This is a genomic window from Candidatus Liberibacter solanacearum CLso-ZC1, from assembly GCF_000183665.1.
Taxonomy (GTDB): domain Bacteria; phylum Pseudomonadota; class Alphaproteobacteria; order Rhizobiales; family Rhizobiaceae; genus Liberibacter; species Liberibacter solanacearum.
In genome coordinates, this window is record NC_014774.1 from 89,051 (window position 1) to 103,499 (window position 14,449).

Consider the following 14,449-nt stretch of genomic DNA (forward strand, 5'->3'; position numbering starts at 1 on the left):
TCACCGTGGAACCTTGCACATGAAGATACTCGTCCCCATCAAAGGGGTTATAGATTACAACGCAAAGGTACGTATAAAAATTGATGGCTCTGGCATTGAGCAAGATAATATGAAAATGTCTATCAATCCTTTTGATGAGATTGCACTTGAAGAATCATTGCGATTAAAAGAAAAAGGAATAGCAACTGAGGTTATAGTCGTTTCGATAGGGACTTATAAAGTTGAAGCAGTACTCAAAAATGCTTTGGCCATGGGAGCCGATAGAGGTATTTTTATTGAAAGCAACGAAATACTTGAATCATTATCAATAGCAAAAATTCTCTGCGAAATAGTAAAACAAGAAAAACCAATAGCCGTCATTGCTGGAAAACAAACCACTGATAATGAATCAAATCAAACAGGGCAAATGCTAGCTGCATTGCTAGGATGGCCTCAAGCAACATTCGTCTCTAAAATAGAAATGTCTGGCGATCATGCTATCACCGTCCGTGAAATGGGCCATGGTACTATGACAATAGAAATTCCTCTACCGGCCGTTATCACAGTTGACCTAAACCTCAACGAACCTCGTTATATCTCTCTCCCAAACATCCTGAAAGCACGTAAAAAACAACTTGAAAAGAAAATGGCTTCTGATTTTGCGATTAATTTGACACCTCGTCTAAAAGTGCTTAAATTCGAAGAAAATCGGGCAGAAAGAACAAGTTCAAGACTGTATTCTGCAACAGAACTCATTGAAACGTTAAAGAGTAAACATGGCTTATTGTAACATGCCAGTCCTTGTCTTGGCAGACTATAATCAAGAAACTTTATCTCCACAAACTCCAAGAATTATAACGGCCGCACAAAAGATTGGTCGTGATATTCATGTTTTGGTCATAGGAGATAACATTGAAAATGTTGCGCGACAAGCAGCTAAAATCCACGGTGTTACCAAGGTTATCGTTGCACAAAGTGCTGTTTTTTGCCATCAACTTACCAGCCCTTTAAGCGATTTTATTGTGTCTATTGCAAAAGATTACGGGACAATAATGGCTGCAACCAATGCAATCGGCAAAGATGTATTACCACGCGTTGCCGCAATATTAGATGTCATGCAAGTTTCTGAAGTTATTGAAATTCTCTCCCCTAAAACCTTTAAAAGACCAATGCATGCAGGAAACATTATACAAACCATTGAAACAACCGATCCTTATCAAGTTATAACAATCCGTACCGCGGCTTTTCCTCCTGCTCCATTAGGAAAAACAACTGCCTATATCCAAAAAGTTGCTTCAGAAGATCTAGAAAAAATTATTCCTACCTCACGTTTTATAAAAAAAGGGACAACCATACCTGGGCAAATAGACCTATCTTCTGCCAAAATTGTTGTGTCAGGTGGAAAAGCCTTAGGGTCTATGGAAAATTTCCACAAACTCATCCTTCCTTTGGCACAGAAACTTGGCGCAGCTGTTGGCGCTACTCGCGATGCAGTAGATGCTGGCTTTGCACCTAATGATTGGCAGGTTGGACAAACAGGAGTCACGGTATCTCCAGATCTTTATATCGCCGCGGGAATATCAGGCGCTATCCAACATATCTCTGGAATGAATAAATCTAAGGTGATTGTATCGATAAACAAAGATGAAAATGCTCCTATCCTCAAAATTTCCGATTATTTTATTGTTGGAGATATTTTTGAAATTTTACCAGAAATAAAAAAAAATCTGTAGTTTGTTCTTTTAAAAGATTCGTAGAACACATTGAATTACAATATTCAAAAAATTAAAATTTTAAAATAAGAGCAAAGATCTCCCCCTTACGCTACAAATAAATTGCTAATTATCCTCAGAATATCTTCAATAGATTTGATATCTTCTTTGCGTAATCATCTCATATCCTCATAAATAAAATTTCATATATTCCCCACAAAAACACTTTCTTTTCTCATAAATTATGTGCAAATAACACAAACTTGAATTTGATATTATCCGGGGACTTAATCTCTTCCAACAACATACAAATTAATAAGAATTATTGACCAACTACTACTATATGTGCAAAAAAAAATGTGCTACACTTTTTAAGAAAGTCTGGAGAGATAATCATTGAGGAAAAAAACAAAATCTACTGAAGTCAATAAAATGTGGGGAGGTCGATTTTCTTCTAGCCCTAGCTGGATCATGGAAAAAATAAATGTTTCCATTGATTTCGACAAGAAACTATTCGACCAAGATATCCGTGGCTCTGAAGTGCATACAAATATGCTGGCAAAACAAGGAATAATCACTCCAAATGACTGTCAGAAAATTATAGACGGACTAAAAATAATTCGTTCTGAAATTACGGATGGTTCATTTGTTTTTTCACGCGATCTTGAAGATATTCATATGAATATTGAGGCAAGACTAACCGCATTAATTGGACCTGTTGCGGGAAAGATGCATACTGCACGATCACGAAATGATCAAGTAGCTTTAGATTTAAGATTATGGATTAAAGAAAAAACTATAGAAATCACAAACGATTTAGTAGCGTTTCTCACTATTCTTTTGAACAAAGCAAAAGAGCATCACGATACTATTATGCCTGGATTCACTCATTTGCAAACAGCACAACCAGTTACTTTTGGGCATCATTGTATGGCATACGTGGAAATGTTTGGACGTGATATTACAAGATTTTGTGATTCTATTCAACGCCTAGACGAATGTCCTTTGGGCGTAGCGGCTCTAGCCGGTACTAGCTTTCCCATAGATCGTCACTTTACGGCACAAGAACTTGGTTTTAGAGAACCCACGAGAAACTCTATTGATAGTGTCTCAGATCGTGATTTTATAATAGAATGTCTTTCACATGCAGCCATCTGTGCTATGCACATGTCACGGTTAGCTGAAGAAATAATACTTTGGTCAACACCACAATTCAATTTTGTTAGATTATCAGATGCTTTTTCGACTGGTTCATCAATTATGCCACAAAAAAGAAATCCTGATGGGGCAGAATTAGTTCGCGCTAAAACAGGACGCATTAACGGATCTCTCCTCTCTTTATTAACTATTATGAAAGGCTTGCCCTTAGCTTATTCTAAGGATATGCAAGAAGATAAAGAGCCCGTCTTTGACGCTCTAGAAACCTTGCAAGTAATGATTTTAGCCATGAGCGCAATGATCAAAGATCTTACAGTACACAAAGATCGCTTGCAGGAAGCGGCTTCTTCAAGCAATTCTACTGCTACAGATCTAGCAGATTGGCTAGTAAGATGCGCAGGCCTCCCTTTTCGGGAAGCCCATTACATAACAGGACGTGCCGTCTCTTTGGCGGAAAAAAACAATTGTGAACTTGCAGAACTTCCCCTAGAAATGCTAACAAAAATAAGTCCTATTATTACATCTTCTGTTTATGATATCCTTAAAGTAAAATCATCTATATTAAGTCGCAAAAGCTTTGGAGGAACCTCTCCTGAAGAAGTCCTAAAACAAGTTGTTTATTGGAGAAATCGAATTAAAAACCTGCATATAAAGACTTGAAACATACAATCCACGTATCCTACCTTATTATTACGGATGGCCTATAATGAACTCAATCTTACGGGTAAGTATCTTTTTTACTTATATCCTTTTAAGCAGCACATATAGCAGCTGTGGACGAAAAAATGATCCCATTGTCCCTAAAGTACAAAATTATTCTTCTGAGACTATGCACACATGAATGCTTTCAAATACTATAGAGGATCTTTACATGCAGAGGATGTCTCTCTTGAAAAAATTTCTCAAACTGTTCAAACACCTTTTTATTGTTATGCTACGGCTGCTATAGAACAAAACTATCTCACATTCTCCCGTGCTCTTGATGGCATGAATACAATGATTTGTTATGCTGTAAAAGCAAATTCTAATCAAGCGGTCATCCAAACACTTGCGCGCTTAGGATCTGGATTAGATATAGTATCTGAAGGCGAATTACATCGTGCTTTATCTGCTCAAGTCCCAGCAGAGAAAATTGTTTTTTCAGGAGTTGGAAAAACAATTTCTGAAATGGATTTAGCACTTCAAACCGGAATATATTGTTTTAATATTGAATCAGAATCTGAATTAATTACTCTGAATCAACGTGCCATATCTCTAGGAAAAATAGCTCCTATTTCTTTTCGTGTAAATCCTGATGTAAATGCGAATACTCATAAAAAAATATCCACTGGGAAAAAGGAAGATAAATTTGGCATTCCTATCCACCAAATACATTCCCTTTATGATTATGCAAAGGACCTACCAGGGATAAAAATATCTGGTATTGATATGCATATAGGAAGCCAAATAAACCAAATAGAATCTTTTTGCCAAGCGTTTAAACTATTACGAGAAACCACCCTAAAACTCCGCTCCGATGGGCATAATATCCAACATATAGATGTTGGAGGTGGGCTAGGTATCACTTACTGTCATAGTAATCCTCCCCCTCCTTCTCCCTCTGATTATGCATCCCTTATCCACAAATATTTTGGAGATTTACAATGCAAAATTATTCTAGAGCCAGGAAGATTTTTAGTCGCTGATGCAGGGATATTAGTATCCAAGGTAATCTCTGTAAAAAAAAGTACAGATAAAATTTTTATCATCCTAGATGTTGCTATGAATGACTTTATGCGCCCTACTCTTTATGATGCTTATCATGAAATCAAATATATTTCTTCTCCAGAAGAAGGTCGCTTACATGTCCAAGCTGATATAGTAGGGCCTATATGCGAAACAGGTGATTTTATAGCTTTGAATCGCACAATCCCTCTTCCTCAGGCTGGGGATATCCTGTACATCGAAAAAGCTGGTGCCTATGGGGCAGTTCAATCTGGAACCTATAATTCAAGACGATTGATTCCTGAAGTAATGGTAAAAGATTCTCAATTCCATATCATTCGCCCTCGTATGAGTTTTCAGAAATTAATAGAGATGGATTCTACCCCAGAATGGCTAAAATAGCCGATGCAATAACCTTTTAAAACCAAAATAATTTTCTAAATAATTCCTATAAATATTGAAGAAATGCTCATGCATTTCATATTTATTGGTATTTTCTTTGCTGAGAAAAAACCTAGTTAGTCCCATAAAAATAGGGAAAAATATTCTATGAAATTATGTGGGACTTTACCTTATTTACTCTTGATTTTACATTAAGACATTGGGGGATAGAAGTTCAAGCTGAAGGGTTTTTAACCATTTTAGTATCGTATTACCCATCTCCATTCTCCTAATATTTTTTATCGGTATTGATTCTATAGCACTATTCACCCTACTCCTTACAATCCACAACATTACTAGATCCCTCTGCAATCTCATCGAATTGAAGTTGAAATTTTAAGGCTTTGATAATACCGATATTTTGGTGATAAATTCATGATATTTAAGCTGGATCCACACTCTACCAGAGATAAAAAATGCCTTGTATCCCTAATGATTAAGAAACTTAAAGAGTTTTCCTATTATAGACGCTGGTTATGATTGTTATTATAAATCTAAAAACCATTGGATTTGAGCGTTAATTGCATCTTTAAGTTCTGTTCTAGAGTTAGCGATCCGCTTAAGCTTTTCCTAACGTTAGCAATTTATTCTTTAAACTCCATCGTAGCCCGTGAGATGAGAAAGTACTCAACTTGGATTATCTCAATCAAACAAAAGATCGCACCAAATTTTCTACTAAAAGACCCCAACCATCAATTAAAACAAAGAAAATAATTTTAAATGGCAATGATATCGAAGTTGGAGGCAACATCATCATTCCCATGGCCATAACGATAGTAGCTACAATCATATCAATAATCAAAAATGGCAAAATAATAAGAAAACCAATTTCAAAACTACGCCGAAGTTCTGAAATCATAAAAGATGGAATCAAGATTCTATATTCAATATGATCATCTTTTTTAATATCTGTGTTTTTATGAGTGCTCTTAGCCATTTCCATAAAAAGGAACAAATCTTTTTCTCGAGTATTATTTTTCATAAATATCCAAAATGGTTCAGCAATACGTTTAATAGCTACCGTTTCAGTAATTTTATTACTGATTAAAGGCTGTACACCCATTTCTATCGAACGATCTAGAGTGGGAGACATTACATAAAATGTCATAAACAGAGCAAGACTTATTATAACAAGATTAGGCGGAATAGATCCCATTCCCATTCCTGTTCGCAGTATTGAAAAAACAATGATAAATCTTGGAAAACAAGTAACCATAATGAGAAGAATCGGAACTATTGATAAAATAGTAAAAAGCCCAAAAGTTCTCACAATCCAGGTAGAAACCGATAAATTTGGAGGGATTTCCATAATATCATGCAAAGAAGATTGTGCAAAAACTGATTCTGGCACTACAAAAAAAAATCCAAAAAACAAGTATCTAATCATGCAATTATAAATGTCCTGAATATAACATTTGACACAGAACCTTGTGCACGTAATTTCACACGCTCTTCAACATCCTCTTTAAAATATCGAAAACCTTGAGAACCTGTTATGTGTTTCATAGAAACAGTGCGTACGTAAGCCATGATATCTTGATGCAGAATTTCTAGAAAAACTTTGTTTGGAGTTTTGTCACAAATCAATGCGACATCCAATCTTAACCAATTTTCCGGAGAAGAATCGAAATTTGTGATAATCGGGTGAAGAGCAAATATCTGAGGATCCTTTGGATAAACTGCGTCATTTGCATAGATAGAACGTGTTCTGTTATTATAAACATTTTTAAAAATTGATTCTATAGAGTTCTCTTTTTTCTCTGCAAGAACAAAAGACGAAATTACAATTCCACCTAGCCAACCACAAAATATTCCAATAGCAGTACAAACTATAAACTGCATAATAAAACGCTCATAAGATTGATTGCCACGAATATTTTTATCATTATATGACATGTTCATAATCCTACTATTTCTCAGATTTAAAGCGGCGAAAATGAATCAATTAACCGCTGTCCAATAGGAGTTTTTAACAATTCTGTCGTAGTTCCTTTCCCTCCATAAGAAATCCTTGCTTCGGCAATCTTGTCATAAGACACAATATTATTAGCATCCACATCTTGAGGGCGTACTATTCCAGCCACATTGAGACTACGCATTTCATCATTGACACATACTTCCTGTGAACCACTAATAATAAGATTTCCATTTTCTAATATTTCTGTGACAATAGCCGCTATTAAAATATTTAATTTTTCTGCTCGACTAATAGATCCCTTTCCTACAGAAGTACTTTTGCCATCATAATTAGCATCAGCACTCATGCCAGGCGAATTTTTCCCGAAAATAGAAAAGCCACCCGATAATTTTTTATGCAAAGAATTATCCCGACTACGCCCCGTTTTATTATCAAAAACAGCTTGATCATCGATCTTTATATCAACTGTTAAAATATCACCTACATTGAGAGCGCGAGAATCTTTAAAAAGAGTAGAATTAGAATCTCTCCATAAGGAATAACTTTTTTTTGTTGCTCGAGGATTTTTAAAATCAATTCCAGAAAGAAGAATTCGGCGATGTTGATTTAATGATGAACCTATCGGACTCATCTGAGGAGATCCAGTAATTTCAGAAAATCGCCCTAGATGACAACCAGCTAATAACAAAATATTGCATAAAATAATAACAGAATAACGATACATCATAGAGATCTTTTTTATTTTTTGAATTTGAACATATTGGCGACAATATTAGTAATCACAGTTGCTGACTGAGGATTCATTTTAGACATAATTAAACTGGATTGACGCGGAGAAAGACGCATAAGAATATGAGAAGATATGCTCGGATCTATTTTCTCTAACTGAAGAGCAGCAGAATCAGCATCCATTTTTTTATAAATATCTAAGATATTCTTGTTGTATGAAGAAATAAATTGCTCATACTTCTTAAACCATAAATCATATTCATTTTTATAGTTTTCTAATACTATTATACGTTTCTCTATATCTTTCTGCAGATCTTCTAATACTTTTTTTTGCAATAAATAATCGCGTTCTCTGACTAAATCAATGACATTAGTACAGTATTTTTGAATCTCTTTATCTAAAAGAGGAGAATCTCCACGGCTCTGATGAATAAATCCTTGTAAGAAAACGAATAGTAAAAACAAATATTTCGAAAGTATATTTCGTTTTTTGTAACAATAAACAATAAATAAAGATATCATTGAATTATAATCTCTGACTGAAGAGCTCCTGCCGCTTTAATACCTTGAAGAATAGAAATAATTCCATCTGTCTTCAGTCCCATGCTATTCATACCTGATATGAGACTATTCAAATCAGGAGCATCAATCAAAGAAAAAGGGCTTTTATTATTGAATGTTTGCAGATCTGTGCTCTGCTGAACTAGAGTTTTTCCACCTGATGATAGCACATTTGGCTGAACAACTTGCCTATTTTCAGTAATCTGCACCGTTAAACTTCCATAACTCACGACAACTTTAGAAATTCTGACATTATCTCCTATAACAATCGTACCAGTACGTTCATTGATAATGATCCTAGCTGGCGTATCTGTTTCCACCGTCAGCATTTCAATCTCAGACATTAACCTAGTCAGATCAATATTCGTAGGTTTTGAAACTTTTACCGTTCGTGAATCATGAGCTTCTGCAATTGGTTTCCCAAAACGACCTAAAGAATACGTATTAATTTGATCAGCTATCCGTATTGAAGTAGAAAAATCTGGATTTCGTAACTGCAGAATAAGATCTATAGCATCCCTGAACTTTTTAGGTAATTCTCTCTCAACAATTGCTCCGTTAACAATTTTACCACCCGTAGCTATGCCTTCCATAATGGAAGATAATTCTCCTTTAATAAAAAATCCCGAAACGACCACTGATCCCTGCGCTACTGCATAAATATTGCCATCAGCTCCCACAAGAGACGTCATTACTAATATTCCACCACGTAAAGAAGAAGCATCTCCTAATGAATTAATTGATACGTCAATACGACTTCCAGGACTAGCAAAAGGAGGTAAATTAGCAGTGACCATAACCGCAGCTATATTTTTAGATCCTAACTTACCGCCTTGCGTCGATATACCAAGATTTTGTAACAAAGAACGCATTGACTGCTCTGTAAAAGGCGATGAACGCAAACTATCACCTGTCCCCTGAAGACCAACAACTAAACCATATCCAATGAGTTGATTGTCTCTACCTGATTGCAAGGAAACTACATCCTTTATACGAGATACAACCTGTGCCAATGTACTATTCAATATAATGCAAGAAAAAACAAAAAGAGCGATACGAAAAATCATTTTATTATAATACGCACTGTGCCAGCATCTAGCGCACTTCCAGAAACTATCACGCCTGTATCAATGTTTTTTACAGAAATCGCATCTCCAACACTTGCATCAGAAAGGGCAACACCAGCAGCAGATATTGTCATATTCCCTTGATTAAGAATGATCCGAACTTTATCCCCACGAGAAATAACATAGGGACGATGCAATGCTGAAAGTAATATTATACGATCTGGCAATAAAGTACGTCGTGTGACAAGTCCCTTAACATCCTTAATATAACGCGCATAATTCCCTCGAAGATTTGAATTTGTAACATCTAGTTCCTTGAGTTTCAATTCACTTAATACTTCTCCTGCATTAATGACCACAGAAGGGACAACAGCACGACCTAATCCATTTGCTAGTACAGCATTCAAACAAAAAACATAGAAAAGACAAACCTGAAATAATCTCATTTAATAACCAACCTCCAACTGATTATCTCATTTTACTAACCAAAGAAGACATTTCATCAGCCGCCTGAATAACTTTGGAATTCATCTCATAAGCACGTTGGGCAGATATCATCTCAGAAATTTCCTTAACAGCATCAACATTAGATGCTTCTAAATAACCCTGCTTGATATGTGCAAAACCAGCATCATCAGGCGAGGATATAATTGCTTCTCCTGATACAGACGTTCTGGTAACAAGATTATCACCAATATTACGAAGTCCTGCCTCGTTAACAAAATTAGCAATAAGTAACTGCCCCAAAGGTTGAAAGTCAGAATTTTTTCCTGTTACAGCCATAATTTGACCAGATCTAGAAACTGTTAATTCTCTAGCTTCTTCAGGTATTGTGATCCCAGGCAGTAAAGTATTGCCATCAGAGGTGACCAATTGTCCTTTTGAATCTATATTAAAAGAACCAGCTCGCGTATACATCACAGTCTTATCTGGAGTTTCAACTTGAAACCAACCACGCCCAACCAATGCTAAATCTAAACTATTTCCAGTATGCACCAACTCTCCTTGAGTATAGACATTACGTACAGATGAAATCTGTACACCACTGCCTATATTAATGCCCTCTGGCACCACTGATTGATCTGCAGATTGACTAGGAGAACCGGCTGCTTTTTCTGCTTGATAAAGAAAATCAGCAAACTCTGCACGCGCTCTTTTATAGCCCGTAGTATTAATATTAGCGATATTGTTTGCAATTATTTCAAGATTAGTCTGCTGCGCAGACATACCCGCTGCAGCTATTGTAAATGCTTTCATTCTTATAATCCCTTGTTAGCTATATTTGCATTTTAGAAATTTCCAAAGCCGATGAAACGATTTTATCCCGCAAAGCAATAGATACCTGTAAAGTTCGTTCAGCTTGCATAATACAATCAATCGCTTCTCTCATAGACGTTTTACCTTGCAGAGCTGTAAGAGAAAAATCCTCTGCTTTCTTTATTTTTCCAATCGCTTCTTGAACCATATCTTGTAACAAAGAAGAAAAATCGACTGAAGAAGCATCACTTACTTCTTTTGCGCTTTGTACCGAATCAGCCTGCATCTCAACAGTCGAAGTGTGAGGAATAAAGCCTTCTGTTCTTTGAATTTGTTCAATCATGATTAATCTCTCAAAAGATCTAATGTCGTAGCAATCATATCACGTGATTGCTTTATTATCTGAAGGTTAGCCATATATAATCGATTTGTTTCTCGCATATCTGCGGTCTCAACGAGCACATTGACATTAGGATATTTCACAATGCCACTCGCATTTGCGACAGGATGACTTGGATCAAATTCCTCAACAAAAGGAGATTTATCTACACTCACCTTCTTAACACGCACACCACCACCTTCGTGCATAACTTCTTCAAAAGAAATAGTCTTACGCCGATATGGATCAGAACCCGCAGTATTGCCAGTAGTACGAGCATTAGCAATGTTTTCAGATATAACGTGCATTCGTGATGACTGAACCGTTAATCCTGAATTTGCAATTTGAGATGATGCAACTAAGTAATCCATAATTTTATCCTTTAACCACATGCATCATCATGTAATTCAACTTTTTCACCAATCTAGTATTTAGTTCGTATAAATGCTTAATATTTCCAGCTTTGTATAATTCATTCGTTATTCCTACCGTATTACCTGATACTTGAACCCCTATTGGCTGATATAATGGAGCTTGAATAGTACGCACATGCCGATAAAAACCATCAAAATCCATCGCCTTTAAATGCGCTTCATGAGTTCGAGCCATAGCAATATTGTCATTAAGAACCGTTTCAAAAGCACTGATATCTTTAGAGCGATAACCTGGGGTACTCGCATTAGCAATGTTCTCGGATACGACTTTTTGACGTTCAGATAACCAATTTGCATGTTGTGATGCAATTTCAAAAAATGTAATCGGCTGCATGACTATAATTCTCCATACTTCTTCCAGTGATTCTATGCCAATAATCTTGTGTGGAACTGACAAAAAAATATCTTGATTAAGCCATAAAAGAAGATAATAAAAAAAAACTGTTCTAAAAATTTGCAAAAATGATTCTAAAAATATCAAGATTCCTTTCATAAATTACAAAGCTTCTTATTGTTTGAGTGTGCGCGATATGCAGCAGAGAGGAAAATAAAGTCAAGCACCGTCCGTCGGATCTGGATGAATTACTGGTTAGCAACATGAATAGACTGTTGCTAAAAGATTTAGAAAAAATGGATTTGGCTTATTTCACGCCTTGGTGGGATTAGAAGTGTCGGAAATAACTATAAAATAGAAAAAGAAATCCTTACTCACAAAATAATTTCACTAGCGTTTGCAGTCCGTTTTTTCTTTCATGTGACAAACAGTATAATTACGTTGTGCTAATAGAAATAAAAGTAATCTATGCTTTATCACGTAGCACATCAAAATAATAATAATAGAGAGACAAAACACTAATTCTAAACAATAAAAAAATCCAACGTGTATATATACATGGATATATCAATAATTTTAAATAGAATTAGACATATGTTTCTATATTACTTATTTTCTTCGCTTGGACAATCCTGCTGTAACTGTAATTTTTTTGTTATTTCCAAGAAAACATCTTTCAATAGAAGATCAGAAGGTGATTGTTTTAAAAAATCATAAATAATAGGAACTTGACGAACAGCCTTATCAAGATTGATGTCAACGCCAGGACGATATCCACCTATAAGTCGAATATCTCGTGTTTCCTCAAATTGATGGATAAGATTTTTTAAAGAAGCTACTAATTTTTCCTCATCAGAACTCCACGCTTTATAAGCAAGTCGAGAAACCGATGCTAGAGGATCTACAGGGGGATATCTCCCTTCTTCAGCTAAAGAACGCTTCAACACAACATGTCCATCTAGAATGCTACGCACCGAATCTGCTATCGGATCATTATGATTATCCCCATCAACGAGGACTGAAATTATTGCGGTAATACTACCTTTTTCTTTTTCTCTGGGACCAGCACGTTCTAAAAGACGCGGTAGCTCAGAAAATACTGAAGCAGGATACCCTCGTGTAACAGGCAATTCCCCTGAATTCATCGAAATCTCACGGATAGCATGCGCAAATCTTGTAATACTATCTAAGATTAATAGTACATTGTCTCCTTTGGAACAAAAATACTCTGCAATAGTAAAAGCTGTTAGCGGCGCCATTTTACGAAGAATGGGGCTTTCATCACTTGTTGCCACTACTACAACTGATTTTTTTAAATTATCTCCAAGATAATCTTCTATAAACTCACGTACTTCACGACCACGTTCCCCTACCAAAGATATCACGACTTTATCAAAACAATCAGATTTTGCAAACATTGACAATAATGTTGATTTGCCTATTCCAGAACCAGCAAAAATCCCTATACGCTGCCCGTAACAAAGAGGAGTAAATATGTCAATAACACGTATTCCTGTTTTAAATCCTTTTTCAACTCGTTGACGATTCATAACAGACGGAATTTTTCCTATAATATCCATAGAAAAATGACCTGTTTTTAACGAAAAATCTCCATCAATAGGCTTTCCTAGTGCGTTTAAAACACGTCCGCACCAACATTCACTGGGCGAAATACGAAAAGGGCCCTGACGAAAGACCAAATCTCCTAAAGTTATTGTTTTATCTATTCCTACGGGACAAACATATAAAACATCATGATCAATACGTATTACCTGACCTAAATTATCAGAGTATTTGCCTCGATGAACAACGAAATCCCCTAAACAAACATATTTAGACAAACCTGTAACAGTATAATATACAGGCATGATGCTATTTATATAACCACCTTGAACCACAATACTTTTAGAATAATTCTCAGCTAGTTGCGCTAACCTTGCCAGCTTGTTCTGCATATTTTTATTATCTGTTATTGAGCTGATGAAATAGAAACATTATCATTATGATACGAGATTCTTTATCGCCTCTAGAAAGGATTTATCACTATCATCAATAAGTTCAGTAATGGAATTAAATTTTTGTGTTAAATGAATCATTTGCCCCATTTCATACATGGAGTTAGCGTTAGAATCTTCTATATAACCTCGTTTAACCGTGATATCAGAAGGATCTAATACAGGGACAGGAGGAATATTAGGAAATATTCCACTATTTTCACGCCGAACAAAACCCTTAGATAAATCAGCAGAATAAAAACCCATTGCCGCAATCTTTTTGCCTTTTTGGGAAATTTCTCCTTCCTCTCCCACCTCAAATGCTTCATCTTTATGAGGTATGTGAATTGGCGCACCCTCCATATCAAGAACAGGATATCTTCCACTTGATGAAATCAATGTTCCATCCTCTCTAATCTTAAAACGACCATCTCGAGTTAAGATAATCCCTCTAGGGGTTTGCAAAGAAAACCAAGCATCTCCCTCTAAAGCAAAATCTAGTTCTCCTCCAGTATTTGTCAAAGATCCATTTTGTTTAGAAAGATATTCATTTCCTTGAGCGACAAAAGAAATTTTTTGATCAATATCATTTTTAATAGAATTTATAACCTCGGAAAATTTGACCTTAATCGCACGAAAACCCGAAGTATTACTGTTAGAAATATTATCAGCTACAGTAGAAAGCCTCTTTTCCAATGCTATTTGTGCAGAAAGTCCAATATTAAAAGATGACTGCATTTTCTACTCCTGATCACTATAATCCTACGATAAACAATATACTT

At 35.7% G+C, this 14,449-nt stretch carries 16 protein-coding genes; 4 read left to right on the plus strand and 12 right to left on the minus strand.

The annotated features are described in order from the left end of the window. Positions 1-19 precede the first annotated feature (19 nt). The 4 genes from CKC_RS00415 to lysA all read left to right on the plus strand — a co-directional run bounded on the left by CKC_RS00415 (position 20) and on the right by lysA (position 4,955). A complete protein-coding gene (locus CKC_RS00415) occupies positions 20-769 on the plus strand; it encodes an electron transfer flavoprotein subunit beta/FixA family protein (protein ID WP_013461493.1) in 750 nt (249 codons plus the stop codon). A gap of 1 nt (position 770) precedes the next feature. Beyond that, on the plus strand, positions 771-1,712 hold the full coding sequence (locus tag CKC_RS00420; RefSeq protein ID WP_044054177.1) for an electron transfer flavoprotein subunit alpha/FixB family protein: 942 nt from the start codon (positions 771-773) through the stop codon (positions 1,710-1,712). A 411-nt stretch (positions 1,713-2,123) separates the two neighbouring features. After that, entirely contained in the window at positions 2,124-3,509 is a 1,386-nt protein-coding gene (gene argH / locus CKC_RS00425; RefSeq protein WP_050780903.1) for an argininosuccinate lyase, read from the plus strand. 177 nt (positions 3,510-3,686) lie between these two features. Then, the gene (gene lysA, locus CKC_RS00430) at positions 3,687-4,955 is read left to right on the plus strand and encodes a diaminopimelate decarboxylase (protein ID WP_013461496.1); all 1,269 of its coding nucleotides are present in this window, start codon (positions 3,687-3,689) and stop codon (positions 4,953-4,955) included. A gap of 685 nt (positions 4,956-5,640) precedes the next feature. Here the strand turns inward: lysA and fliP are convergent. The 12 genes from fliP to flgF all read right to left on the minus strand — a co-directional run bounded on the left by fliP (position 5,641) and on the right by flgF (position 14,405). Continuing rightward, positions 5,641-6,381 carry a flagellar type III secretion system pore protein FliP gene (gene fliP / locus CKC_RS00435; RefSeq protein WP_013461498.1) on the minus strand — a complete coding sequence of 247 codons (741 nt, stop codon included), beginning with the start codon at positions 6,379-6,381 and terminating at the stop codon, positions 5,641-5,643. Beyond that, the gene (locus CKC_RS00440; RefSeq protein ID WP_013461499.1) at positions 6,378-6,890 is read right to left on the minus strand and encodes a flagellar basal body-associated FliL family protein; all 513 of its coding nucleotides are present in this window, start codon (positions 6,888-6,890) and stop codon (positions 6,378-6,380) included. The genes fliP and CKC_RS00440 overlap by 4 nt, the downstream gene beginning before the upstream one ends. A gap of 26 nt (positions 6,891-6,916) precedes the next feature. Further along, a complete protein-coding gene (gene flgH / locus CKC_RS00445; RefSeq protein ID WP_013461500.1) occupies positions 6,917-7,636 on the minus strand; it encodes a flagellar basal body L-ring protein FlgH in 720 nt (239 codons plus the stop codon). 14 nt (positions 7,637-7,650) lie between these two features. Further along, positions 7,651-8,163, minus strand: coding sequence for a MotE family protein (locus CKC_RS00450; protein WP_013461501.1), 513 nt, complete (start codon positions 8,161-8,163; stop codon positions 7,651-7,653). After that, complete coding sequence (locus CKC_RS00455) at positions 8,160-9,269, minus strand: flagellar basal body P-ring protein FlgI (RefSeq protein WP_013461502.1); 1,110 nt, start codon at positions 9,267-9,269, stop codon at positions 8,160-8,162. Before CKC_RS00455 ends, CKC_RS00450 begins: the two co-directional genes overlap by 4 nt. Continuing rightward, on the minus strand, positions 9,266-9,715 hold the full coding sequence (flgA, locus tag CKC_RS00460; protein WP_013461503.1) for a flagellar basal body P-ring formation chaperone FlgA: 450 nt from the start codon (positions 9,713-9,715) through the stop codon (positions 9,266-9,268). The genes CKC_RS00455 and flgA overlap by 4 nt, the downstream gene beginning before the upstream one ends. 22 nt (positions 9,716-9,737) lie before the next feature. Continuing rightward, positions 9,738-10,526, minus strand: coding sequence for a flagellar basal-body rod protein FlgG (gene flgG / locus CKC_RS00465; RefSeq protein WP_013461504.1), 789 nt, complete (start codon positions 10,524-10,526; stop codon positions 9,738-9,740). 19 nt (positions 10,527-10,545) lie between these two features. Beyond that, a complete protein-coding gene (locus tag CKC_RS00470; RefSeq protein WP_013461505.1) occupies positions 10,546-10,869 on the minus strand; it encodes a flagellar hook-basal body complex protein FliE in 324 nt (107 codons plus the stop codon). Between the two features lie 2 nt (positions 10,870-10,871). Next, a complete protein-coding gene (gene flgC / locus CKC_RS00475) occupies positions 10,872-11,276 on the minus strand; it encodes a flagellar basal body rod protein FlgC (RefSeq protein ID WP_013461506.1) in 405 nt (134 codons plus the stop codon). A gap of 4 nt (positions 11,277-11,280) precedes the next feature. Next, on the minus strand, positions 11,281-11,736 hold the full coding sequence (gene flgB / locus CKC_RS00480) for a flagellar basal body rod protein FlgB (RefSeq protein WP_407059602.1): 456 nt from the start codon (positions 11,734-11,736) through the stop codon (positions 11,281-11,283). A 542-nt stretch (positions 11,737-12,278) separates the two neighbouring features. Beyond that, positions 12,279-13,628 (minus strand): flagellar protein export ATPase FliI, encoded by a 1,350-nt coding sequence (locus CKC_RS00485; RefSeq protein ID WP_013461508.1) that lies wholly within the window; start codon positions 13,626-13,628, stop codon positions 12,279-12,281. A gap of 45 nt (positions 13,629-13,673) precedes the next feature. Further along, positions 13,674-14,405: a flagellar basal-body rod protein FlgF gene (flgF, locus tag CKC_RS00490; protein ID WP_013461509.1), complete on the minus strand. Its 732-nt coding sequence runs from the start codon at positions 14,403-14,405 to the stop codon at positions 13,674-13,676. Between the last annotated feature and the right edge of the window lie 44 nt (positions 14,406-14,449).

Bases quoted from the DNA above. Each gene is read 5' to 3' on its own strand.
- CKC_RS00415 (WP_013461493.1), top strand. From the start codon at position 20: ATGAAGATACTCGTCCCCATCAAAGGGGTTATAGATTACAACGCAAAG.
- CKC_RS00420 (WP_044054177.1), top strand. From the start codon at position 771: ATGCCAGTCCTTGTCTTGGCAGACTATAATCAAGAAACTTTATCTCCA.
- argH (WP_050780903.1), top strand. From the start codon at position 2,124: ATGTGGGGAGGTCGATTTTCTTCTAGCCCTAGCTGGATCATGGAAAAA.
- lysA (WP_013461496.1), top strand. From the start codon at position 3,687: ATGAATGCTTTCAAATACTATAGAGGATCTTTACATGCAGAGGATGTC.
- fliP (WP_013461498.1), bottom strand. From the start codon at position 6,381: ATGATTAGATACTTGTTTTTTGGATTTTTTTTTGTAGTGCCAGAATCA.
- CKC_RS00440 (WP_013461499.1), bottom strand. From the start codon at position 6,890: ATGTCATATAATGATAAAAATATTCGTGGCAATCAATCTTATGAGCGT.
- flgH (WP_013461500.1), bottom strand. From the start codon at position 7,636: ATGTATCGTTATTCTGTTATTATTTTATGCAATATTTTGTTATTAGCT.
- CKC_RS00450 (WP_013461501.1), bottom strand. From the start codon at position 8,163: ATGATATCTTTATTTATTGTTTATTGTTACAAAAAACGAAATATACTT.
- CKC_RS00455 (WP_013461502.1), bottom strand. From the start codon at position 9,269: ATGATTTTTCGTATCGCTCTTTTTGTTTTTTCTTGCATTATATTGAAT.
- flgA (WP_013461503.1), bottom strand. From the start codon at position 9,715: ATGAGATTATTTCAGGTTTGTCTTTTCTATGTTTTTTGTTTGAATGCT.
- flgG (WP_013461504.1), bottom strand. From the start codon at position 10,526: ATGAAAGCATTTACAATAGCTGCAGCGGGTATGTCTGCGCAGCAGACT.
- CKC_RS00470 (WP_013461505.1), bottom strand. From the start codon at position 10,869: ATGATTGAACAAATTCAAAGAACAGAAGGCTTTATTCCTCACACTTCG.
- flgC (WP_013461506.1), bottom strand. From the start codon at position 11,276: ATGGATTACTTAGTTGCATCATCTCAAATTGCAAATTCAGGATTAACG.
- CKC_RS00485 (WP_013461508.1), bottom strand. From the start codon at position 13,628: ATGCAGAACAAGCTGGCAAGGTTAGCGCAACTAGCTGAGAATTATTCT.
- flgF (WP_013461509.1), bottom strand. From the start codon at position 14,405: ATGCAGTCATCTTTTAATATTGGACTTTCTGCACAAATAGCATTGGAA.